22 protein-coding genes and 2 pseudogenes are annotated in these 21,687 nt (G+C 56.4%); 10 read left to right on the top strand and 14 right to left on the bottom strand.

The annotated features are described in order from the left end of the window. Positions 1-74: 74 nt before the first annotated feature. Positions 75-995: a hypothetical protein gene (locus P7C00_RS11640; RefSeq protein WP_404939080.1), complete on the bottom strand. Its 921-nt coding sequence runs from the start codon at positions 993-995 to the stop codon at positions 75-77. Positions 996-1,512: 517 nt separating this feature from the next. On the opposite strand from P7C00_RS11640, the gene P7C00_RS11635 reads away from it, so the two are divergent. Beyond that, entirely contained in the window at positions 1,513-1,989 is a 477-nt protein-coding gene (locus P7C00_RS11635; RefSeq protein WP_346631663.1) for a hemerythrin domain-containing protein, read from the top strand. 427 nt (positions 1,990-2,416) lie between these two features. Here the strand turns inward: P7C00_RS11635 and P7C00_RS11630 are convergent, their stop codons facing one another. Both P7C00_RS11630 and P7C00_RS11625 read right to left on the bottom strand, forming a co-directional pair. Continuing rightward, positions 2,417-2,728, bottom strand: coding sequence for a hypothetical protein (locus tag P7C00_RS11630; RefSeq protein WP_404939078.1), 312 nt, complete (start codon positions 2,726-2,728; stop codon positions 2,417-2,419). Positions 2,729-2,860: 132 nt separating this feature from the next. Beyond that, positions 2,861-3,502 carry a hypothetical protein gene (locus tag P7C00_RS11625; protein WP_404939076.1) on the bottom strand — a complete coding sequence of 214 codons (642 nt, stop codon included), beginning with the start codon at positions 3,500-3,502 and terminating at the stop codon, positions 2,861-2,863. A gap of 729 nt (positions 3,503-4,231) precedes the next feature. On the opposite strand from P7C00_RS11625, the gene P7C00_RS11620 reads away from it, so the two are divergent. Both P7C00_RS11620 and P7C00_RS11615 read left to right on the top strand, forming a co-directional pair. Next, positions 4,232-4,939, top strand: a complete 708-nt coding sequence (locus P7C00_RS11620; RefSeq protein ID WP_404939074.1) for a hypothetical protein — start codon at positions 4,232-4,234, stop codon at positions 4,937-4,939. Next, complete coding sequence (locus P7C00_RS11615; RefSeq protein WP_404939072.1) at positions 4,936-5,856, top strand: UDP-3-O-(3-hydroxymyristoyl)glucosamine N-acyltransferase; 921 nt, start codon at positions 4,936-4,938, stop codon at positions 5,854-5,856. The genes P7C00_RS11620 and P7C00_RS11615 overlap by 4 nt, the downstream gene beginning before the upstream one ends. A 582-nt stretch (positions 5,857-6,438) precedes the next feature. On the opposite strand, the pseudogene P7C00_RS11610 reads toward P7C00_RS11615, so the two are convergent. Together P7C00_RS11610 and P7C00_RS11605 are read right to left on the bottom strand one after the other, a co-directional pair. Next, positions 6,439-6,953: pseudogene (locus P7C00_RS11610) on the bottom strand (IS3 family transposase); the annotation flags it as partial. Between the two features lie 69 nt (positions 6,954-7,022). Continuing rightward, complete coding sequence (locus P7C00_RS11605; protein ID WP_346631668.1) at positions 7,023-7,565, bottom strand: NADPH-dependent FMN reductase; 543 nt, start codon at positions 7,563-7,565, stop codon at positions 7,023-7,025. Positions 7,566-8,113: 548 nt separating this feature from the next. On the opposite strand from P7C00_RS11605, the gene P7C00_RS11600 reads away from it, so the two are divergent. The 3 genes from P7C00_RS11600 (at position 8,114) to P7C00_RS11590 (ending at position 11,978) form a co-directional block, all read left to right on the top strand. Next, positions 8,114-9,265: an MFS transporter gene (locus P7C00_RS11600; RefSeq protein ID WP_404939070.1), complete on the top strand. Its 1,152-nt coding sequence runs from the start codon at positions 8,114-8,116 to the stop codon at positions 9,263-9,265. Between the two features lie 123 nt (positions 9,266-9,388). Beyond that, positions 9,389-10,609 (top strand): MASE1 domain-containing protein, encoded by a 1,221-nt coding sequence (locus P7C00_RS11595; protein WP_404939068.1) that lies wholly within the window; start codon positions 9,389-9,391, stop codon positions 10,607-10,609. 46 nt (positions 10,610-10,655) lie between these two features. Continuing rightward, entirely contained in the window at positions 10,656-11,978 is a 1,323-nt protein-coding gene (locus P7C00_RS11590) for a hypothetical protein (RefSeq protein ID WP_346631670.1), read from the top strand. A 53-nt stretch (positions 11,979-12,031) separates the two neighbouring features. Here P7C00_RS11590 and P7C00_RS11585 read toward each other — a convergent pair whose 3' ends face one another. The 3 genes from P7C00_RS11585 to P7C00_RS11575 form a co-directional block, all read right to left on the bottom strand. Then, on the bottom strand, positions 12,032-12,220 hold the full coding sequence (locus tag P7C00_RS11585; protein ID WP_404939066.1) for a hypothetical protein: 189 nt from the start codon (positions 12,218-12,220) through the stop codon (positions 12,032-12,034). Continuing rightward, positions 12,217-12,432, bottom strand: a complete 216-nt coding sequence (locus P7C00_RS11580; RefSeq protein WP_404939064.1) for a hypothetical protein — start codon at positions 12,430-12,432, stop codon at positions 12,217-12,219. Before P7C00_RS11580 ends, P7C00_RS11585 begins: the two co-directional genes overlap by 4 nt. Positions 12,433-12,820: 388 nt before the next feature. Continuing rightward, entirely contained in the window at positions 12,821-13,141 is a 321-nt protein-coding gene (locus P7C00_RS11575) for a hypothetical protein (protein WP_346631671.1), read from the bottom strand. Positions 13,142-13,413: 272 nt separating this feature from the next. Here P7C00_RS11575 and P7C00_RS11570 point away from each other — a divergent pair. From P7C00_RS11570 to P7C00_RS11555, 4 genes and pseudogenes are all read left to right on the top strand, one after another. Continuing rightward, positions 13,414-13,767: pseudogene (locus tag P7C00_RS11570) on the top strand (integrase); the annotation flags it as partial. Between the two features lie 349 nt (positions 13,768-14,116). Next, positions 14,117-14,482 (top strand): hypothetical protein, encoded by a 366-nt coding sequence (locus P7C00_RS11565; RefSeq protein WP_404939062.1) that lies wholly within the window; start codon positions 14,117-14,119, stop codon positions 14,480-14,482. A 20-nt stretch (positions 14,483-14,502) separates the two neighbouring features. Next, the gene (locus P7C00_RS11560) at positions 14,503-15,210 is read left to right on the top strand and encodes an SOS response-associated peptidase family protein (protein ID WP_404939060.1); all 708 of its coding nucleotides are present in this window, start codon (positions 14,503-14,505) and stop codon (positions 15,208-15,210) included. Positions 15,211-15,323: 113 nt separating this feature from the next. Beyond that, positions 15,324-15,650 carry a DUF2388 domain-containing protein gene (locus P7C00_RS11555; RefSeq protein ID WP_404939058.1) on the top strand — a complete coding sequence of 109 codons (327 nt, stop codon included), beginning with the start codon at positions 15,324-15,326 and terminating at the stop codon, positions 15,648-15,650. A gap of 261 nt (positions 15,651-15,911) precedes the next feature. Here P7C00_RS11555 and P7C00_RS11550 read toward each other — a convergent pair whose 3' ends face one another. From P7C00_RS11550 to P7C00_RS11525, 6 genes are all read right to left on the bottom strand, one after another. Continuing rightward, a complete protein-coding gene (locus tag P7C00_RS11550) occupies positions 15,912-16,130 on the bottom strand; it encodes a hypothetical protein (protein ID WP_404939056.1) in 219 nt (72 codons plus the stop codon). Between the two features lie 96 nt (positions 16,131-16,226). After that, the gene (locus P7C00_RS11545; protein ID WP_404939054.1) at positions 16,227-16,727 is read right to left on the bottom strand and encodes a DUF2514 family protein; all 501 of its coding nucleotides are present in this window, start codon (positions 16,725-16,727) and stop codon (positions 16,227-16,229) included. Continuing rightward, positions 16,724-17,371, bottom strand: a complete 648-nt coding sequence (locus tag P7C00_RS11540) for a glycoside hydrolase family 19 protein (RefSeq protein WP_404939052.1) — start codon at positions 17,369-17,371, stop codon at positions 16,724-16,726. The genes P7C00_RS11545 and P7C00_RS11540 overlap by 4 nt, the downstream gene beginning before the upstream one ends. Before the next feature lie 58 nt (positions 17,372-17,429). Then, on the bottom strand, positions 17,430-18,254 hold the full coding sequence (locus P7C00_RS11535) for a hypothetical protein (RefSeq protein ID WP_404939050.1): 825 nt from the start codon (positions 18,252-18,254) through the stop codon (positions 17,430-17,432). Further along, positions 18,254-18,544 (bottom strand): hypothetical protein, encoded by a 291-nt coding sequence (locus tag P7C00_RS11530; RefSeq protein ID WP_404939048.1) that lies wholly within the window; start codon positions 18,542-18,544, stop codon positions 18,254-18,256. Before P7C00_RS11530 ends, P7C00_RS11535 begins: the two co-directional genes overlap by 1 nt. Then, positions 18,541-21,630 carry a host specificity protein J gene (locus tag P7C00_RS11525; protein WP_404939046.1) on the bottom strand — a complete coding sequence of 1,030 codons (3,090 nt, stop codon included), beginning with the start codon at positions 21,628-21,630 and terminating at the stop codon, positions 18,541-18,543. The genes P7C00_RS11530 and P7C00_RS11525 overlap by 4 nt, the downstream gene beginning before the upstream one ends. Positions 21,631-21,687: the final 57 nt, after the last annotated feature.

Below are 21,687 nucleotides of genomic sequence, written 5' to 3'. Positions count from 1 at the left end.
TCAGCCGCCCCGAGTAACGGCCACCAGAGCAGGCCGCTGACAATCCATGGTCAACCGGCCTGCCCCTTGCAGCGCTAGCGGCAAACCACCCGAGTCTTTGCCCCACCTCGGGCGATGAGCAGATCGTTGCCGTTGGCGTCGCTGCCCACGAATTCAATGCTGTAGGCATACACCTGCCGATACGCCTTGCCGTCGTAACGGTAGTAACTCAGGTCATGCTCCCCGGCACTGACCCGGGCACTGGTCATCAGGTCGGGCAGGCCATTGCAGGCCGTTTCAAGCACCGCCACCGGGCCATCCTCGACCGCAAGCAACGGCTGGGGGGGCGCCGTGCTCGCCCGGAATAGCCATTGGCTCGAATTGACCTGATTGCCGCTCATGCCGCAGCTGACAAACAACCACTTGCCATGGGGGCCGCGGCAGGTCAGCGCCAGCACTTCGTCCTCGGCGCAGGTGCCCGTGATGGCCTGACTTGAGTCCGCACCCAACCGTGCCAGCACCTGGCCTGCAGGCGTCTCGATCGGATCGGCTGCACACAGCCCCTGGCCCCTGGGCCATTGTCGCGGAGCACCGAGGTACACCGGTGACAGGGCGGCAATCACGCCATCCAGCTCCCGCGCCAGGCACTGGGTGTCCTGGCATCGACTGATGGCCCGGTCTTGCCGGGCGATCTTCTCGTCGAGCTGCCACGGGGTGTAGACCATGGCGATAGCCGCGTGCTGCAGAAACCGCGCCTTGAACAGCTTCTCCACCAGGGCCCCATCCTCACAGGTGCCCGCCGGCAGGGCCTTGCGCGCCTCTGCAGCGCTGCGCTGTGCACTCTCGTCATCGGCAAACCCCAGCGCGGCCACATCCGCACAAGGCTTGAGCAACAACTGCGACGAGAGGTAGCCGCCCGTGGCGTGCTCGCTGCTCGGGATCAGCCGCTTGCCTTCTGCCCAGGCAGGCGCGGCCAGCACCAAGGTCCAGGCCAACAACATCATGTTGCGTTTCATTACTGCTCTACCGTCCATTGATTTGCTGCGAGCGTTGCCGCTCTTTCGACCTGTCTCTGCGAGCGGTGTGGCATAGCACCCGCCGCCCTTGCTGATGGCTAGAGGGCCACAAAGCGCGCTATATCAACAGATTCCGGGGCGCTGAGCTGACAATTTTGCAAGGGGTCGCCCGCCCCCACTGCCGAGAGCATTCATCAGCCTTTCGGGTGGTGGTTGATGCGCTACGCCATGGGCGCTGAGCTGTTGATCCATCATCGCAGTCGGCGATGCCTTGCATGCTGATGCAGTACGTTGGGTGCAGGGTCCACACCACGCCAATACCGTGATCTGCACTGCGTAAAGGTCATGTTCGTGCAGTCTGCATGAGGTCCATTGGCCAGCCAGATACGTAGCTCATTGAAATCTCGACGCTTTAAAAATCCGCTCCACTGGCATGGCCAATGCAGCCACTAACGGGACATTCATGAAGTGCCGGCAGAGATCGGCGATCTTCTATCCATGACCGTGAGGCAAAAAAATGAACGCCATCGACCTGCTGAAAGCCGACCATGAAAAGGTGAAGTCCATCCTGACTCAGTTGAGTGAATCGACTGACCGAGCAGTGAAGAAACGCACCGACCTGCTGGACAAACTCGAGCTGGAAATCACCATCCACACTCAACTCGAAGAACAGATCCTGTACCCCGCCTTCAAGCAAGCGGGAGATAAGGAACAGGCCGAAATGTACTATGAGGCCAAGGAAGAGCATCGGACCGTCGACTCGCTTGTCCTTCCTGACCTGAAGAACACCGACCCCACCCAACCCGAATTCGCGGGGCGCGTCAAAGTGGTGAAGGAGCTGCTGGAGCATCACATCGGGGAAGAAGAAAGCGAAATGTTCCCTCAGGCCAAGAAGCTGTTGGGCAACGCCAAGCTCGAAGAACTGGGTGAGCAAATGCTGGTAATGAAGGCCGCCCTCAAGAAAAGCCTGAGCGCCTCTAAACTCGCTGCGTAGCTCGATTGGGCCGCCTCTCGACAAGCCCGGTTCAGCGCCGGGCTTGTTGCCTCAACCCTCCCCGGGCAAGCGTTGGGCAAACACAACCTCAACTAAAGCCCACTACAAGCGCCAGACTTCATTGCCGGAGAAATCAGGTCGCCAACATCCGACCCGCTCCCGCAGCCATGCGTTTGCAGCGCCCTGGTCAAGCTTGGCCCTCCCCCAGGGCAACGACCCGTACCCTGGCAGCGCGTCGCTAACATTTCTTGGCGCAGGTGATTCAGATTACTGGCCAACGCCGGACAACACAGCTTAGGGCGATGGGTGTGGAGGAGCTAAAAACGCAAAGGCCCCGCACATTCGCGAGGCCTTGCAATAGGTCTAATGGTCTTTCCCTCTGGTAGATGAGTAGGCCAAGAAACATGGCCTCCCCCTCTATCTTTTCTTACAACAGATCGTAAGTGATGTAGGCATTACCGTTATTATTCGTGGAAATCCACAACCCGTAACCGGCAGGAAGAGTAATCGGGTATGGCAGCGTCAACGCGGCTGGACCGGTAGCAGCCAGAATTGGTTTTGAAATGTCGCCCACGCCAGTTGGGGCGACATTACCCGTTGTCACAATACCGCTACTGTTAGCCGAAAAAGCACCTGTACGGATTATTACACCATTGACATTAGCAGCAGGGCTAATGAGCTGAGCCGTACCGAAGATCGAGGCGTTTTTGAATAACGCACCGAGTTTTACTGATTCCATTTTTTCACCTATTGAGTCGAATGTTATGTCGCGAAGGACACGGTTTTCATGTCGCTCAACGGCGATGAGTTCGAAGCTCCAGGCTTTCAATGAGCTGGCCGCTACTACCTGATAGGACTGAATACCGAATTTTTACTTGGTAATGAGCAGATCGATAGTGCTTGTGTCACAGGTGTAGTTGGCTTTCTTGTCGAGCACCAAGTAAATGGCTGACGACTTGGTGACAGGCACTTTGCTGGCCGAGAACACTGCGCCGTTACCTCTGACCAAGTTACCCGACTGAAGAACCGTGTCCCCCAGATTCAAGGACCAGGCCACACCATCACCACAGCTAGCGTGGATGCTGTTGACCCGACCAAGAATATTGATCTCGCCTACCACGGGGCTCGTCCAGCGGATGATCGTCTGGCTGTTCTGACCTGGGTGAAACGCCACGTCGCCGGCTGCAATGGTAAAGCTGCCGTTCGCAGTGTAGGTGTAAGGTTTCAAGTGGACGGAGACATGAGCCCCAGACACTTGATCCATCCAGCACGTAGCGGGGAGGTTATTGCACGAGTCGGCTTTGAAGTATGGCAATGGGATGTAGTTTTCGGCTTTGTTCACTCCGGAAGAATTCTGCATAAACGTCCAAGGAGAGCCTTGTGGAGCAGTCTCCTTAGCCAGAATTACATCCCTTGCCAGATTCCATGACAGGGCAGTGTCTGCCGAGGCATTCATGCTGACAGCAAAAAGCGCTAACAGGCCAAACAGCGAGACGCTGATAATTTTATTCATCGGTTCACCTATAGAGTCGAATGATTAATCGCGGAGGATTCCGCTTTCATGTCGCTCAAAGGCGATGACTCGAGGCTCACGGCCCTCACTCGGAACATGTAGGGCAAAGCCAGCGCCTGGCTGGCCTTCAGTCCGTGGACGTCCGAAGAGTGAAGCACACTATCTCAACAAAATACTGTACATGCAACCAGTATTGTGTCGATCGTGTCTATCCCCCTTTCGAGCCTGCTCCGCCCAACCAGACGCCGGCGCCAGAACCGAGGGAGGCCCCATCTTTAGGCCTATTTCGGGCACAAAAATCTATGGCACTCCCCTTTTTTGCAATACTGATTAACGGGTGAAGTGGTTGGCTTACTTCAATCTATTCGGCGTTTTTTAGGGCATGCCGCGCGCCACGATGAGAGTCGCGTTTGATGATCCTGAACTACCGGCTGGCGCCCATTTGCACCGCCAACTCTTTGTCCAGTACCTTGATCTGTTCATCTTTTGGAATCGTTATGCCCTTTATTCGGCGAGAGGCGATCAGCAAATACATACCAATCTCAACACTGTATAAAAATCCAGAGTCATGCAGATGACTGGGGATTTTTCAGGATGATGCTGACAGGAGGCTACCCGTACGCCATCAGTGGCGTGTGCCAATATGTTTTCCTTTATATTTTCTCTCAATAGCTACAGAATCTGCGCCCTCAGAAACACCAATCAAATCTGTTTAAGGTGGGGAAAAGGATGGCCAATAAATTTCACGTAACTTTCGATATAGACTGGGCCCCTGACTCTTCTATCGAACTTTGCCTTGAAATTCTTAAATCAAAAAACGTTAAGGCAACGTTTTTTACAACTCACGAGACAGATTTAAATTCTGAAATTGAAAGACAAGGGCACAATTTGGGAATTCACCCAAACTTTCTGCCTGGAAGCTCTCAAGGTGCCAACACTCATGAAATCATAACTACCTGCCTAAAATATGCACCCAACGCAACAACCATGAGAACACATGCACTTGTTCAGTCTTCTCCAATGCTTTACCAAATATTCAAAGAGTTCCCTCAACTTAAGCTTGACGCCTCAATCCTAATGCACAAAGCAAAACATGTTGAACGTTTCAACTGGAACTTTGACGGTGTCAGCTTTGACAGAATAAATTACAACTGGGAAGACGATGCAGAATTTAGCAATCCAAATTTTGACTGGTCAAAAGAGTTCTTCCCAGGAAAAATATCCATCTATGACTTCCACCCAATACATATACATCTAAACTCCTGCAGCAACGATCATTACAGAAATTTGAAATCGTCATTAAATGGCATATCTCTGATGAAGGTAGAACGAAAAAATCTTGACTCGTTCATGAATACAGGCCATGGATCTAGAACCTTCCTTCAGTCCATCGTGAGTTCTGATGCAGAAAGCATTTCACTGGAGAGCATAAAGTGATTGGATTTGACACAAATAAAAACAGATCAGTAAACTCTGAGCTTTATAACGAACTCAAAAGCAAATTCAGCTTTAAAGAGTTCGGCCTTGTGTCTTCCAAATCAAAACAAGTAGTCACATTTATCGACTCTATAAAATTCGCCAGAGATCTGATCAGCAACAGCAACATATCAGTAGTAATTACCACCGATGAAATATCATCACTCTTAACACCCCAAAGACCAGACCTCACCATATACATATCCTCCTCGCCAAGATATGACTTTTATAGTGCATACAACGCACATGCAACAATAAAAAACTCATCAATGGCAGAGAGCAACATAAGCCCAACATCATACATACACAGTAGTTCTTTTGTATCCCCAACAGGGGTAACAATAGAAGATGGGGTCACCATAGAACCAATGGTAACCATTCTACCCGGCACGACAATAAAAAAAGGGGCCTTGATTAGATCGGGCACAACAATAGGCGCTGAAGGGTTTGAGCACAAAAGAACAGAATCAGGCATTCTTTCTGTCGTGCATGATGGAAGAGTGATAATTGGTGAGGACGTTGAGATAGGAGCTAACAACACTATAGCCAGGGGGCTTCTTGGGGTAGACACCGTTATTGGCAGTCAGACTAAGACTGACTGCCTTGTGCATATAGCTCACTCTTCAACTATTGGTGAACGCTGCCTAATTGCGGCATCTGCAATGATTGCTGGCAGCGTCAAGGTGGGGTCAGATGTATGGATAGGTCCGAATGCCACCATTTCATCGGGGATATCGATTGGACGAAATGCTTGTGTAACGCTGGGGTCGGTCGTCACGCGAGATGTTCCGGACCATGAGAGAGTCACTGGAAATTTTGCCATCGAGCACAAGCTCTTCTTGAAACAAATGGCCAAATCGACCAGAACGCAAAAATAAAAGGAAGCTCACAGGGTTGTAATGTAAACCTTGTGAGCTTCTTGGCCATTCGTTAAACGGGCCAATACCATCATAGACCTGCTCGCACGTCACTCCCCCCGCACCGCGTTGATCAGCAGTTACTGCCAGGTATTGAGCTCTTTGATCAGCGCGCTGAGCACGTTGGCAAGCACCGGGGCTATGCGGGAAGCTGCCGCGATTGCGGCGGCAGTGCAGGAGTTTTTACACCGCCCTGTCGATTGATCGTTGCTAGGTCTGCTCCTTCTCGCGCTCCGCAGCTTCAGCCAGGCCCCAGGACTGTTGGCCGCCTGCGTCGCGAGACTCCTTCGGGACTGCAACTCTTCATCCGTCACTGACATCCCGTAGTGATATGCGCCGTCCAGCGTGCCAAATGCCACTACCAGAAACAGCAGTACGCTCAGGATAATTCCACCGACCTTCACCACCCACACACTCATGCCAGCAGAAGAACAGCAATAAGCGCCTGATGATTCTGAACAAGGTAGCGATGCACGGCCTGCACCGTACCCAGTGTTCCCATATGGGCAAGCAGATCAATTGGGGCATAGACATTTTCCAGCCTCAAAGTGAGGCACTTTCGAAGGCCTCAGGACTGACGCCGCCCAGGTAACCGTGAAGACGCGTTCGGTTGTAAAACGCTTCAATGTAATCGAATACGTCGGCACGGGCCATGTCACGGGTTTTGTAGATCCTCTTGCGAATGCGTTCTTTTTTCAGGCTGCTGAAAAAGACTCCGCCACGGCATTGTCCCTGCAGTTTCCTCGGCGGCTCATACTCGGCTCTAGTTGGTTGGCCAAACAAAAACGTTTCCAATCATCACTGCCATATTGGTTACCCTGATCCGAATGCACGATGACTCTGGTTTTGGGTTTACGGCGCCATACCGCCATGAGTAATGCCTCCAATGCCAGCTCCTTGCCCAGCGTTGGCTTCATTGACCAGCCGACCACTTTGCAAGCATACAGATCCAGTACGACGGCCAGATATAACCAGCCCTGCCACGTCCGGATGTACGTGATATCGGTCACCCAAGCCTTATGAGGGGCATCGACAGTGAACGCCCGGTTGAGTCGATTGGAATACCGAAGTCGGACAGATCGGTTAGCTCAAGCAGTGAGAAGGGAGGCACAGGCCTGTTCATTCGCTCACCTTCGCGATTCCTGCATGACCTCAATGTGGCTCTTGAATGCAACCAATGCCGAGACGATCTGCTTACTGATCTCTGGGCTCTCTGCGATGTCCGCCTCATCCATTCCTTTAGCGAGCAGATTCACCGTTATCGACGCAGGCTCGACAACTATTGCGGACATGGTGTTCAGCACCAACCGAAGCGCCGCTTGGGCATGACTCGCACGAGGTGAAGCGTTAAACAGTGCAACCGGCTTACCAGGAAACTCATGGCTGGCCACAAGCCAATCCAAGGCGTTCTTGAAAGAACCAGGTATTCCACGAGCATACTCAGGGCACGAAATAAGGATGCCATCTACCTTACCCACCAAAGCCCGTAACTCTGCGACGACCTGCGGCGGATCATCAGCCAGGTCCGGATCGAAGTGCGGTAATTGACCGACCGCCAGATACTGCTTGATCGACACCCCCTCAGGGCTCAGCACCTCAGCCGCACGTAGCAGTGCGGAGTTAGAAGATGCTGCGCGAATGCTTCCGGACACCGCTAACAATTGGACCATTTGTAAACATTCCATTCCCTAGTGAGATAGCACAGTGTCGCATACGTGAATCAGGACGATCTCAGACATGACTGGAGCCCTGTCCGGGAGGCTCGTTCGATCACCTCCCAGTCGGGCTGCTTGGCACTCATGTTGATTCCTTACTGGTCGCGAGAGGTGCGGATTATCCGAACCTGCCCGCCTGGTTGTGGATGCTTCCGCTATCGGCAAGGATCTCGGCCTGGAGCAATTCCCATACCTCGGGCGCTGGTGTCAGGCGGATGTCGTAGTCAGAGAGTTCGGACAACTCAAGCAGAGATACTGGAGGGCTAGGTCTGTCCACTGATCACCTGAAACTTGAAATAGTGGCGGGATGCCGGTGTTGGTAAGAGTCAAGTTAAATGAGGTGCAGCGCATGTCGGAAGCTATTAAAAACATAGGGAAATTCGTTTCGCACACTTACCGAGCGTAAAATAAGGAAATCCAGAGAGCGATGGCGGTATCAACGCCGCAACCCTTGAGTACGGGTACGTGACAGACGCCTGCCAATCAATACAACGAAGACGCCGATGAACGCAGTGATTGATAACCGTAACAAGCTGATCATCACCTTGACGGTGATGATTTTTGGATTGAGCTACGGTTTGAGTGCGCCCTTGATTGCGATCAAGTTGACGACCGCAGGCTTCAGCGAAGTTTACGTTGGCATCAATGCCGCCATGCATGCGGTAGGTGTGTTTGCCATCGCGCCATTTCTACCGATGCTGTGTCGCCGTTTCAGTCCCAGACAGTTGTTGGCCATTTCGCTGGGCGCGCTGGTGGTGTTGTTGGCTGCATTCCCCTTCGTACCCATCGAAACCTGGTTTGTATTGCGCCTGGGCCTCGGGCTGTTCAGCGAAATCATTATGGTGGTGTCAGAAACCTGGCTGAACCACACGACGGTCGAGCAGGCCCGGGCAAAAACGATGGCGATGTATGTGGCCAGCCTGTCTTTGGGATTTGCCCTGGGGCCGTTCATTCTGTCCTGGTTGGGCAATGCGTCGTCGACAGCATTCTTTGTCGGCAGTTTGATTACAATTCTCGCCGGCCTCTCGCTGCTCGGGATCAAAGCCGATGGCCGCCCGATTGCGCACGAAAAGGGCCGCCCGCTCTCACTGTATCTGCATATCGCAACGCTTGCGCTGGTAGCGGCCGCGCTGAACGGTGCACTGGAAAGCGCCGGAATGAACATGCTGGTGATTTACGCCATCAACGTGGGCTGGCCGGTGCAGCAGGCCACCTGGTTGCTGTCGATGCTGCTGTTTGGCGCAATCGCTCTACAGTTGCCGATTGGCTGGCTCGCCGACCGCATGGACCGCCGTCGCCTGATCATTGTGTTGTCGGCACTTTCAGCGGTTGGCGCGCTGATCTGGCCCTTGGCACTCACTGAGCGCTGGCTTTCGTATGGGTTGTTGTTTGTCTGGGGCGGTGTATTTGTCGGGATTTATACGGTGGTGGTGACTCAGGTCGGTGAGCGTTTCAGCGGCACCGAACTGGTCGGGGTATACAGCGCACTGTCGGTTGCATGGGGTATCGGCGCGCTGTTGGGCCCGGTATTAGCTGGGGTCTCCATGCAGTTGGGTCTGCACGGTTTGCCCCTGCTCACCGCCGCTTTGTGTGCTCTGTTCACTCTGTTTGCCGTCATGCACACACAGCACACACCCACGCCACCTCAGGCTTGAACCCTCAGCGTCATGGTGCCGTTGCCAGGCAATAAGCCATGACGTAATCCACATCCACATTTTTGAATCGGAAAAACCCCAGTGATACTACCGAGGGCTCTACTACAGACCGCCAGCTTACTAATGTGGGCGCTGGCCTATTACGTGACGGGCATCATTTCACTCGAGTTCGATGACCCTGCCACCCAGGTGGCCGTGGTGTGGTTCCCGGCGGGCGTGGCCGTCTCGGCGTTCCTCATCTCGCAACGCTCCCGTTGGCCACTGCTGTTTGCGGTACTGCTGACCACGCGAATTTTTCTGGACTTCCAGTGGCGACACGATTGGGTCTCCACGCTGGTGCATTCCTGCCTGGCCTTGATTACAGCCATTTGCATTGCCTGGCTGGTGCGCCGTTTTGCCCGGCGCAACGACTATTTACATGCCATTGTGCTTTGGATAGTCGTCACCGTGGTTCTGTGCGCGGTGGAAGCGGCATTGACCGAAACCTGGGTGTCGTTCACACGCGATATGCCACTGCAACATCTGCTGTGGGTGACCTGGATCGCCAACATTACCGGGGTGATCTTCACCACGATTGCGATCATGAGCCTGCTCCATGATGATCTGAATGTATGTCGCAGCGGGTGGCTGGCCAGACTCACGGGAGTGACCGCGTTTGTCCTGATGTGCCTAAGTACCTGGTTTATCTTCGGCGTCAATTCTCCCTGGTTGAAGTCCGGCGCTACCGACTCGGCCGGCTCCGCGATGAACTTTGCGCTGGCGTGCATTCCAATCATCTTCTGCGTGGTTGTTTCGGTCACCTGGGCCGGGCGTGGCGCGACTCTGGCGTTGCTGACCCTGGCAACGCTGGTGATTCATCACACCGACAACGGCCAAGGGCCGTTTTTCCTCCAGGGGCTTAACCCGGGAGAACCGCTGCTGTTGGCCCAGTGCTATTTGTGCGCGACCGCCTTGTTGATCATTTTTCTGCGGGTGCTGGCCAAGTCAGCGCGCCGTTACGACCTCGACACCGGCCGGGAGACGGGTGAAGGGGTGATGTACCGGTTGCACCCCGAGTCAGGCGAGATTTACTGGGACGATAACCTTCGTGAAGTACTGGGCATCGACGCGCCGGTATTGTCCACCTTCAATGACGTGCTTGAACGCGTACACCCCAAGGACCAGGAAAAGCTGCGGCGCCATTGGTCGACTCAACAGCGCAGGCAGGGCGGCGCCTCGCTGACGTTCCGCATCACTGCGCAGGGATCGGATACCCGGGTAATCTGCGACAACACCCCAGGCCTGATGGCGGACTCGACCGGCGAAGTGATCGTGGGCAACTGGCAAATCAGTCACTACAAGTAATGATGCGCGACCTCGATTGGTAACGTTGGCAACAAGGAAACATCTCATGATTCAAATCGCATTGATGTTATTCGGCGCAGAGTTCGTCCGCTCCAAAGCCAAAGTGATTGGCTGCATCGGTTTGCTGTGGGGCTTGATTGGCGTGGGTGTGCTGATCGACGGCATGGACGGGGTGTTGTATTTCCCGATGAAGGCGTTCGGCATCCTGCTGTTGCTGGAAAGCCTGGTCACGCTGAGTGTCGCCTCGAGCGGAATCGGTGCGCAAAAGGCCGTGCTGTTTTTCAAGGGCGGCGTGTGTTTCTTCGTGTCCCTGTTGATTCTGGCCAACAAGACTTACAGCAACCTGTTACTGGCGATTATTTTCGGCTTCTCCTATTTCATCTTCGGTTTGCTGGTCATCACGTCCGCGTTTGTCGTCCGGTACCCTCATTGGCGCCTGTCAGTCGTCACTGGCACTGCCAAGGTGATCTTCGCCCTGTTGCTGTTCACGCCCTATCCCGTCGGTTACCAGTCAACCGTCTCGTTTTTCATCGGGTCATTGATGATCGTCAGCGCTATCAGTACCCTGCGCGTGGCCAGGCGCGCCAGCTTACTGGTGCGTGGGACGTCCTCCTTTGAGTTGCTGACGCCTACTGCGCCTGCGCTCAACGTCACAAAAAAGTCGGCAGTCAAACCGCAACTTGCTCAGGTGTCTATCAGCCCGCCAACTCATGAACCGTTGGTGGTGCATATCTGGACGCCGGAAGGCACGGCGGAAAATACGCCGGTGCCGCGACCGGTCATCAATCGTTATATCGCCGCAGTGGACAGCCAGGGGGTTATTTCCACCGGGCACGCAGCCCTGGAGTTGCAACCCTCGATCTATATCAGCCTGTACCCCGCCGCGGATATCGACCGCTCGCCCTCGGAGTTTTTCCGCATACTCAAAGCGACCAAGGACAATGATGTGCCGGGTACTTTCCAGCCTGACTATGAGAAAGAGGCGGCAGATTGGTGCGAATCGGACCGTAAGATAGTGTTCCATTACTACAACAGCGGTGCCCTTGAGCATTTCTGGATGAACTACAGCCTCGATAACCGCTACAACCTGACCTACCGCAACTGTTCAAGCTCAGTCGCTTATGCGCTTGAGGCGTCCCTCGACGGCGTGCTTGCGTTTCGCAGCGAGCGCTGGCGAGGCTGTTTGCGGACCCTGTTCATGCCTGAACTCTGGATTGCGGCGCAGGTACGCCGACGTGCGCTGACCATGGCCTGGACCCCAGGCCTGGTGATGGATTACGCCAGGGCGCTGCGGGCCATCGTGCACCCGGTTCCGCAGTCCTGGTTTCAGCGCATGCCCTGGAAAGCGCGTCACGTTGATAGCATTTAGACGGCCCGGATTCACCTTAAGCGATTCTGACGTCGCAGCCCCCTAAAGCTCATTCAAGTCACCATGATCGCGGTTTGCGAGTGGGCTTGCCCATGCAGCACCACGACGATAACCCCCTGAGGGAGACCGGTAGTCTTGGCGGCGCCTATTGCCTTGGCAATGGCGCCATCCAAATTATTCAAGGCTTTGTTGATGTCCTGGCGCATCGGTAGCGCGTGGCGCAGGCGGGTTACATTGCTCACGTGTTGTGCCCTTCCAGTGGCTGAGCAAAAGTAAACTTCACGCCCTCCTGTGGGTAGTGGCAGGAGAAGGCGGCGTTTTGAAGAATCACGCCCTCACCCAGCACCTCTGCGGGAGCATCGCCGTACTTGGCAATGAACGCAGCCTTCAGATCATCTACCGACAAGGTGAGCGTGATGTCATTGAGTTGGATCAGCGTCTTCTTGATACTCATAACAACCTCATTGCACACCACGACTTGGCGCATTCGAAAACGTGGCGCGGGCTACTTCCTCCGTCGCTCAATGCCGCCCGGCGCCTTGTCACTGCGCAGGCGGTGCTCGCAGTTCAATGTCCGACACAGCCAGACCTTCACCCGCTGCCAATACGTGACCATGAAGACCTGCCGAACGCACCAACCCATCCCGCGGTAAACCAGGTATCAAGCCTCTCGAAGAGGCGATACAGAAACTCCATGCGCTCGACTCCTTGGGCATGATCAAAGAAAGGGCCAGTGTTGGCTCAGGCATAGTCAAAAACGAAAAAGCCTCAGCGTATGCCGAGGCTCTTCGATTCAGCGCATCCGCTAACTAGCTCATTTGGTTCCGTGCACAAATGGCTACTTAGGGCTGCATGTCGTAGGTCATCATAATCGACGCCCTGTCGTTTTCTGGCGACCAGTACACACCTTGGCCAGCCGGCACAAACACCTCATACGGAATAGTCGACCACGCTTCGAGCTTACCCACATAGAACGCGTGATACTGGAGGTACCCACTGGGCTTGGTGGGCTTTACCGTACCTGTGAAGAGGGTTCCGCCATTCACGGAGCAAGTTCGAATAGTTACCCCTGCGGTGTTTTGTGAGGCATCAACAACAGTGACATAGGCTTCTATATAGCCTTTCGATTGATAGAATTTTTCACCGATCTTAACTGGTTGCATGTGTGGATTTCCTTGAGTTTTCAGTGATCACGGCCGATGCCGCATATAGCCGCTCTTGGCGATTACTCGAAGCTCAAGGCCTTCACACGAGTCGAGGAAGGTATGCACCAACGACACGCTGGTTTTCGCTTCTTATACACCCGAGGAGTGGAATGACTATCCCAGCAAAAAACTGTATATACAACCAGTATTTTGTACCCTATTTGCCCCCCTTCTGACTCCATCCAGAAAGATGGTTATGCCTCCCCAGCAGGATCCATCTTCGCCTCAGGAGGCATGACATCGTCTCGCCTTACCTGATCCATCGCCGACCAGACCGCAAGAAGCAGAAACAGTCGCAAACGAAGGACCACTGGACGCAGGTCGAGGAACGGTATTTGACGCAGGCCTTCAAAGAGGCTCGGGAGGCGGCGGGTTGTTACAAGGGGTGGAAAGAGGAGGAAATGCCGGGCTTCCACGAAGTGCGGGCGCTGTCGCTGCACCTGTATCAGAAAGCCGGAAAGGACGGTCAGAAGATCGCCGGCCACGCCAGCGAGGCCATGACCAAAAACTACCAGAAAGACCACGCAGAAATTGTCTGGTCAGAAGCAGTTCCAGACCTAAATATCAGCGAAATTATCGGTTAGTTTTGCGCGGGTTTTGCGCAGACACAAAAAAGCCGATCTAGATGATCGGCTTAAGTGTCTGATTTTCATCAGAAAATATGGTCGGGACGGAGTGATTCGAACACTCGACCCCTAGCACCCCATGCTGGCAGAAACCATAAAATGCTTTAAACATCAGCACATTACGTAGGCGCCCACTGCAATCGACGCCTAACGATGTTCAACATGGTTTCACCTATCCCCGCAAAAGTCCCTACAGGCTTTCGCCTAGAAAGTCCCTCGCCCCCGGCGTTCTGCCGAACCAGCACCACCACCTCCCCCCTACAGTTTGTCGGCGCAAATCGCGCCCCGTTCAAGCCTCGATTACTGTATGTACATACAGCACTGGATTCGAGGTAGTACCGTGCACACCGAAGACGACACGGCCGATTGGCTGGGCATCCCTACGCCCCTGGAAACTGCACGCCAGCACGCCTTGCTGCTGGAAAATGAAGTCGCCGAGCTGAACCTTCAGCTGCGCGCAGCCCGGGAAAACATCTACAAGCTGGTCAACATGCAGGCCCAGACCGAGAGGGACCGCGACGAGGCCCTCGCCCGTCTGCGGGAAAAGGCCGGAGAAGCTGCACTGTTGCGAAAGCAGGTCAGCGAGCTGGAACTGAGTGTTCGCAGCAAGGACCGGGCGAACGAGGATCTTCGGCGGCAGATACCCGCTGGCGCCCACGGAAAGCTACGCTGAGAGCAAGCGAGGACACAGCCATGTGCGGACGACTATCTCAGTATCGCGGTATCCACGACTTCGTCGCAGCCCTGAGCATGCCGGGGGCTCTGATCAATAACGTCGGTGACCAGCCCCTGGGGCGCTACAACGCAGCACCGACAATGCAACTCGCCCTCTTCCATATTGCCGGCGAAACGTTGCATGCCGACGCAGTACGCTGGGGATGGCGGCCGCACTGGGCAACCGACCGCGCTGCGCCGATCAATGCCAGGGTCGAGAAAGTGGCCCATGGGCCTTTCTTCCGCCAGATCTGGCCACACCGTGCCATATGCCCAATAGACAACTGGTTTGAATGGGTGGACGAAGGCGGGCCGAAGAAGCAGCCCTACCTGATCCGGCGCCGCGACGGCTCTCCCATCCTCTGCGCCTCGATCGGACAGCTTCCGACCCCGGACCAGGGCGAGCACGACGGCTTTGTGATCATCACCGCCGACGCACAGGGCGGCATGGTCGATATCCACGACCGCCGGCCGGTGGTCCTGGCCCCAGACCTGGCCCGGGAGTGGCTAGACCCGGCCACGCCGAAGGAGCGCGCCGAGCAGATTGCCTTGCACCAGGGCGAGCCCGCCGAGGCCTTCGAGTGGTTCAAAGTTAGCGCCGCCGTCGGCAATGTCAGGAATCACGGAGCAGAACTGATAGAGTCCATCACCAAGTCTGCCGGGGGCGATGCGGTGAACAACGGCTGATCACTGGCAAGCCCCCACTCCAAGCCCGGCCCAGCGCCGGACCTCTTGTGTCAGCCCTGCCTTATCCCTGCTATGGTGACGCCCCTCAACCAGACGGCAGGAAGCGGTCACGAATGGATTCAATGAAAGCACTGGGCGTGATTTTACTCGCCGTGGCCAGCACTCCAGTTGTGGCGCACGAGAACAATGATCCAGTCGAAAAAGCGATGTTCATCACTACGATTTCTCCCCTCCTGATTGTTAGCGGAACCACTGCACTCACGGTCTATGGCCCTGCGAGTATGAAATCAGCCAAGGCGGATGCGCTGGCGTTCATCGGCTCAAATGGCGAGATCCGCGGAGCTCAATTTGAGCAAGCAGCTCGGTACTACCACTCGGCCTATGACCGGCCGTATATGACCGATGAACAGTTGGCACTGGCAATCGCAACATCATTTTGAGGGCCACCCTCCTTACTTCATCCACCAAGGCTGTTATAGGCCTGCTCGCACGTCACACCCCTGCTCCGACTCGGAACTTGCCACAGAGCCGCGCTGCCCCGCCTAAAGCCACGGCACCACCTGGGCTGCCACACGCATGAGTCTGCCGCTAGGCATCGTTTCTTAGGCGAGCCCACTTGCTTAGACGAAAGATTGTTCTACAATTATTGAGCCGGGCCAGAGTCCCCCCTTACCGGCTTTAGCCCGCCTAGGCGGGCTCTTTCATTTTCCAGCCTGCGCTTGCTCTTGCTCAATTGCCGCAACCAACCAATCTCCGGCTTGTTGAATCTGACCATGCCATTCATTGCGGTCAACGAGCCCAAGGCGCAACATTTCGTTAGCGGCGCAAATCAAATCACAGTAGCGCTCATCGAGACACATCTCGGAGCTGATCTGCTCAACAAGCAGATTTTGCCAATCCGACAAAGTCATATTTTTCATGAGCTCTACCTCATCGAATACTGATCACCGCTTTTAGGTATAGCAATTTTTCCCGTACACGATGATCTCGCCTTAACCAATTTTATAGGCGTCAAATCACCTCCTTAATCCCTCATAAGCCTGCTCACAAGTCACTCCCCTGCTCCGGTTTTGATCAGCATCTGCTGCCAGCTGGCCCGCTCGGTCGTCAGCTCGCTTGAACAACTCGGCAAGCACCAAGGCTGTGCGGGTTGCTGCCTGGCTTGCGGCGGCAGTGCAGGAATTGCTGCTGGCCGAACGTTTGAGGCGCTCGGTGAGATCGTCGACTGTCCGCTGCAGGCTCCCAGCAGCAGCGCGAGCAGTAACAGCGTCAGCGACTGCACTATCGATTTTCCGTTGTCCATCCTGTACCGCCTTGTTGATTGAGTTCTGCCGATCCTGTTCTTTGTCGCGCTCTGCGCGCTCATCGATGGCCCAAGCCTGCTTATCGCCGGCGTCACGCGCATTCCAGCGCGCCTGCCACTCTGCGCTCTCGATCGACCGTCCGTGCTGATAGATCCCCCAGTAAGAGGCAAGTACCAGCACCAGCAGGCCGCCACGTAACAGCCAGGCGCTCACGCCAGCACCTTCAAAGCCAGCTCGTAGAGTGCTTTCCGTTCCACGGCACCATTTGGCACCCGGCCTGGCTGTCCGGTGTTGATGACACTGCCGATGTCCTGGATGCGGCCGGCGTCGGCCAGTTCATTCAGGCCATGAGCGGCCCACCACCAGGCGGCGGAATGAGCGGCTTGCTCTGGCTGCTCCAGAAGCTCGGGCTGCGTCTCCAGGGGCAGCCCCAGGCCGTCGGCGGCGGCGCGGTAGTTCGAGCGGCCAGTGAGCTGGATCAGGCCGCGACCACGGAAGCGCCAGCCGTCACCGGAGGGCTCCGGACCATTGCCCATGCGACCGCCATAGACCGCATTGGCAAGCTTCTCGGGCTTGCCGCCCAGCTCGTCCGATCGCGACACCAGGGATCGCCAACGGCTGCCGGCGGCGGAAGCCTGGCCGATCTGTCGGATTCGGTCGGCGCGATAGTTCAAGTTCTCCACCAGGCAGCGCAGCTGGCCAGACTCATGGCCGACCTGGGCCAGGAAGGCAGCTTGGCGCACGCGGCTGTCGATCTTCCAGCGGGCCATGGCGCGGTTGAGCGCAGGAACAAAAATGCCCGCGACTGGGCGGGCGTTCGGGAGAACCTGCAGCAAATGCTGCTCGGTGATCGGCATTGTATTTTCTCCAGGCAATAAAAAGCCCGCTCAGGGCGGGCGCATTCGGACGCTTCAGTTACAGCGGTGGATTGAAGGGGTATGGATATTCAGCAGTGTCTATGTACGAGCAAGAAGGCATGCGATCTGAAAGCAGCGACATAAACCCCTTGGGGGTCGTGCTGTGAACGCCGTCGTACGTAGTTTCCGGCGAGTTCCACATGCAGTGCACAATTGACCCTGGCTGCCCATAGCAGCCCTCATGAACAGCGCCTCTGAAGACAGTATCGCTGCCGAGCTGGCCCACAAAGCTGCAGCCGCGGTCCCATGGGATATGCACGGCATATGTGACGCTTGGGTCGAGGTTAACCGTGTAGTACGCCCACAGTACGCCGCCAAGTGTCGACCCTGTTGGCTGCGGTATGAGCACCCCAACAGACCCGCCAGAGAACGGCGTTTGCATTCCACTGGGAAATGTAACCGGCCCCGGCGGAGTCGACGTGCCAATGACGTTCAGTGGTCGCTGCAGGCTGTTGAACGTGAAACCTCCGTCCTCCTTCCGCGTCTTGAGCGCCGGCCCGGTAAAGATTGGCCGCATGATGTCAAAGCAGTAAACCTTGATGCCGTCGACCTGGCCGGCAAAGTAGAACACCGTCTTGTTGCCCTCCTTGGACTGAAACGGCTTGTTGCTCGCCCCAGTGACGAATACAAGCGGGCTGATTGCGCCTTCAACTTCGAACTTGTAGATGTTGTCGTAGAAGACGCTCCACCCTCCGCCTGATTGAAGCCTTTGCCATCTACCGTGATAGGTGACGGGCCCGCTTTTTATCAGGCCGTAGATCGACTTCGACGTGTCATAGAGAACATTGCCGCTCTCGTCGCGGACTATGAGTGCGGTATTCATCAGTAGTACCCATAGAAAATTTCACAGTTCATCGCAAAGCCGCCCGGTATCACGTACGACCATTCGAGCCGGTTCTGCGTAATCGTGACGCCAGGCTTCTTGCCCGCTGTTCGCTGCGAGTCTTCCAGCGGCTGGACCACATAGAAGTAAGAGCGGCCAGCCGGCAGCGAAATAGCTATCGACCCGTTACTGCGATTTGTGATGACCGAGCCAGCCCCCTGGCTCAGCCTCTTCGTCATGTTGGTTGTGATGTTGCCGCTTGCATCACGCGTTATCAGCCCGACCGTCATGTTGCGTCCACGCTCAGATCGATGGCTTTAACGCCATTCGGATGGAACACATACAGCCCTTTGTTATTGATCATGAGTCTCGCGCCCCCAGGGGTATTGCCCATCATCTGGAACGTTCCATCGGGTAGGAATGCCCAGCCCGAAACGCCGGGCACGTAGTTGTTCGACTGCAAGTTGCTGCCGATCTTGAGCATGTCGATTGAGCCGTTCTTGATGAATGCGGTGTCGATGTAAGCGGCATTGTTCTGAACAACGAACGGGTAATAAATCTCCGCGGCGTTCGGGTCGACAATCGCGAACCGACTGGCCGCGATCAGCACCTGACTGGTGATGATCCCTTCATTGTTCTCTACACCGATCCCGATGCCGGCCAGGTACGGCTTGTTGTCGACGGTGAGCTGGGTTTTGATCGAGTACATGGCCGCGAGCTCGCTTTTCAGGGCCTCGACCTCAACCTGTGCACCACCGCCCGAGTCGATCTTTTCCAGCAGGTGCTGGCTCAACTGCGTCTCGGTGATCTGGTCGTTCAGGTACTCAAGGATTACACCGGCATCGGCGGAGGACTGCCCCATCACCGGCCCGTAGAACGCCCCCACATTGCCGATACGGTCCACCAGACGGGCCCAGAAGAAGAACCGTACGCCGGCGGCCAGGCCCATGATCGTCAGATCTGTCTGCGGATAGGCGTAGTCGCCGAACTTGGTCGCCGTGGCCACCTGATTGGTCTGGCTGTACCAGATTTCAGTTCGCTGCAGGTCCGCGGTGGTGACTCCGGCCGGAATACCCCAGGCCAACTTGATACCGAACACGATCGACTCGGCGGTGAAGGACGACGGCACCGGCGGCGGCGAGGTCTTGCCGTTCAGCACTGTCTCTACCGAGGTCGCGAACACTGAGCCGATGTCGAGCGAGTTGATGGCGCGCACCTTGGCCACATACCGCCCCGCATAGATCCCGCTCACATCGATGGACGTGGTGCCCGTGCGGCCGGCAAAGATCCAATCGCCGTCGTTCTTGCGCCAGTAGACCTCGTAGGCAATCGCCGCCTCGGGCTTCTCCCACTCAATCGTCATGACGCTGACCGCGCTGCCCTGGTCAACGAAGTGGTCATTGCTCACCGTCACGTTCGCCGGCGGCCGCTGGACGCTCGGCGGGATCACCGTCACCGGCGGCCGCTCGATGCGCGTGCCGTTGTCGATTGCGCGGTATTTACTGGCGTTGTGGCGTACCGCGCTGATCGTGAACTTGATCTCTGAGTCGGAAAAGTCCTCAGCAACCGACATCACGCGAAACAGTTGGGTGGCCAGGGTTGTCGAGTCAACCGCCCACATCGAATGCTGAGGCGGCAGATCGTCCAGATTCTGGGCCAGCACCACCTGCTGGACGTCGGACGGAAAACCGGTGGTGTCGAATGTGATTCGGCCGTTGTCCCAAGTGATCCCGTTCTGGTCCCAGGTCAGCGGATACCCGACCGACTTGATCTTGCGTGATACCGCCGTGCCCGTGGGCATGATCACGGTGATGGTGTCGCCGGGGTATGCCTTCACGTCGGCATCGAGGATCAGCGTGTCGAGTGTAGAAGAGCGCAGGCGCCCGCCAATGCGCCGCCCTGCCCGATCGTTGTCCGCGATGCGGATGATCTGCCCGGGGCGCGCCAGGGTGCCGTCCAGGCCCACGGAGAAGCCCACGCTTTCGGTTTCCAGGCGGTTGGTCAGCAGCGCCCACTTACCAATGCGCTGGGCCTGAGCCTGGGAGGTACAGCCGGTGGCTGTGATCTCGGTTTGCTGGATGCCGTAGCGGGTGATCCCGGCCTGGTCGTCGACGTACTCGACTTTCTGCCGGTAGAAGTCGGCCGGGTCGTTCCAGCTCACCAGGGCCACGGTGTAGCGGGTCTTCTTGGCTGAGCCGAAGTAACCGAACTTGCCGTCGATCACGTTGGCGTTCGAGTAGGTGTAAACCGGGTCTTCCGGGATATCGGCAATGGCCATCACCGAGCCGGCGGCCCAGTAGGACATGCCCCGAAAGGTCGTGGCCAGGTCCTGAAGCACGTCCAGCGCGTTCGATCGGGTCTGCAGGAACAGATTGCAGGTAAACCGCGGCTCCATACCGCCCTTCCCGTCCGGCACAGGCTGGTCGCAATACTGACCAATGCGGTACAGCTCCCAGCGGTCGACCTGACCCTCATTCAGCAGATGGCCCAGGCCATAGCGGAAGTGCAGCAGCAGGTCGTAGAAGATCCAGGCCGGGTTATCTGTCCAAGCGGACTTGAACGAGCCATCCCAGACGCTGGAGTACAACCGACTTTCCGGGTCGTAGTTGCTCGGCACGCGGATGATGCGGCCACGCAGGTCGAAGGACCGGGTCGGGATCGACTGGAACTGCGAGGCGTCGAACTGCAGGCCGACGACAGCGGAACCCGGATAGCGCAGCTTCGCGTCGATGACCTCGGTGATGGCGTCGATGTTGGTGGTGTCGGCGATCACGCTGCTGGTGCTGTTCGGCGTCAGGCGGGTGACGCGAATCTGCCAGTTGCTACTGGCCGGCGGCAGGTCAACCCGGTGGGATCGCTCGTACTTCATCGAGGTCTTGCCGCTGAACGCCGAGGCCAGCACCTGCACATAGGGCCCACCGTCAGTTGAAACCTCGATTTTGTACTGCACGGTGTAGCCATTGGTGTCGCCATTGCTGGTGTTGGTCTGGGCAAGTCGCGGGGTGGACAAGCGCACGCGCACGGCCGACAGCTGCAGGTTCTGCACAGCGCGAACCCAGGGCTGGCCATACTTCAGCTCAACCCCTACCGCGATTTCACTTTCGACCGCCGGAAAGCCTGGGATATGCAGCTGATCCTGGCTGCCAGTGCGGGCATCCAGGGTGACACCGCTGAAGTTCCGGGTGCCGTCGGCATTGGCCAGCGGAGTCTCTTCGAGATAGACCGAGCGCTCGCCAGCGACCAGGCCCTGGATCTCGCCCTCACTCACTAGGTCGAGAATCCGCGCATAGGCGGTGCTTTGCAGGCTATCGGGAGCCTCAACGGACGGCCGCGGCTTCGACTCGCCCCCTTTGCTGCCGGTAATGTGCTGGTTCATGACTTTCCTTCAGGCAAAAAAATACCCGCGCTCGGCGGGCCTGGTGGCGGGTTCGAT

This window comes from Pseudomonas sp. JDS08PS003, from assembly GCF_045013505.1.
In the GTDB taxonomy this organism is placed as follows: domain Bacteria; phylum Pseudomonadota; class Gammaproteobacteria; order Pseudomonadales; family Pseudomonadaceae; genus Aquipseudomonas; species Aquipseudomonas protegens_B.
The sequence above is the reverse complement of the archived record's forward strand: the minus strand, read 5'-3'. Positions and strand labels throughout refer to the sequence as shown.

Coding starts and splice junctions, on each gene's coding strand:
- P7C00_RS11640 (WP_404939080.1), bottom strand. CDS start 995: ATGAAACGCAACATGATGTTGTTGGCCTGGACCTTGGTGCTGGCCGCG.
- P7C00_RS11635 (WP_346631663.1), top strand. CDS start 1,513: ATGAACGCCATCGACCTGCTGAAAGCCGACCATGAAAAGGTGAAGTCC.
- P7C00_RS11630 (WP_404939078.1), bottom strand. CDS start 2,728: ATGGAATCAGTAAAACTCGGTGCGTTATTCAAAAACGCCTCGATCTTC.
- P7C00_RS11625 (WP_404939076.1), bottom strand. CDS start 3,502: ATGAATAAAATTATCAGCGTCTCGCTGTTTGGCCTGTTAGCGCTTTTT.
- P7C00_RS11620 (WP_404939074.1), top strand. CDS start 4,232: ATGGCCAATAAATTTCACGTAACTTTCGATATAGACTGGGCCCCTGAC.
- P7C00_RS11605 (WP_346631668.1), bottom strand. CDS start 7,565: ATGGTCCAATTGTTAGCGGTGTCCGGAAGCATTCGCGCAGCATCTTCT.
- P7C00_RS11600 (WP_404939070.1), top strand. CDS start 8,114: ATGAACGCAGTGATTGATAACCGTAACAAGCTGATCATCACCTTGACG.
- P7C00_RS11595 (WP_404939068.1), top strand. CDS start 9,389: ATGTGGGCGCTGGCCTATTACGTGACGGGCATCATTTCACTCGAGTTC.
- P7C00_RS11590 (WP_346631670.1), top strand. CDS start 10,656: ATGATTCAAATCGCATTGATGTTATTCGGCGCAGAGTTCGTCCGCTCC.
- P7C00_RS11580 (WP_404939064.1), bottom strand. CDS start 12,432: ATGAGTATCAAGAAGACGCTGATCCAACTCAATGACATCACGCTCACC.
- P7C00_RS11575 (WP_346631671.1), bottom strand. CDS start 13,141: ATGCAACCAGTTAAGATCGGTGAAAAATTCTATCAATCGAAAGGCTAT.
- P7C00_RS11565 (WP_404939062.1), top strand. CDS start 14,117: ATGTACATACAGCACTGGATTCGAGGTAGTACCGTGCACACCGAAGAC.
- P7C00_RS11560 (WP_404939060.1), top strand. CDS start 14,503: ATGTGCGGACGACTATCTCAGTATCGCGGTATCCACGACTTCGTCGCA.
- P7C00_RS11555 (WP_404939058.1), top strand. CDS start 15,324: ATGGATTCAATGAAAGCACTGGGCGTGATTTTACTCGCCGTGGCCAGC.
- P7C00_RS11550 (WP_404939056.1), bottom strand. CDS start 16,130: ATGAAAAATATGACTTTGTCGGATTGGCAAAATCTGCTTGTTGAGCAG.
- P7C00_RS11540 (WP_404939052.1), bottom strand. CDS start 17,371: ATGCCGATCACCGAGCAGCATTTGCTGCAGGTTCTCCCGAACGCCCGC.
- P7C00_RS11535 (WP_404939050.1), bottom strand. CDS start 18,254: ATGAATACCGCACTCATAGTCCGCGACGAGAGCGGCAATGTTCTCTAT.
- P7C00_RS11530 (WP_404939048.1), bottom strand. CDS start 18,544: ATGACGGTCGGGCTGATAACGCGTGATGCAAGCGGCAACATCACAACC.
- P7C00_RS11525 (WP_404939046.1), bottom strand. CDS start 21,630: ATGAACCAGCACATTACCGGCAGCAAAGGGGGCGAGTCGAAGCCGCGG.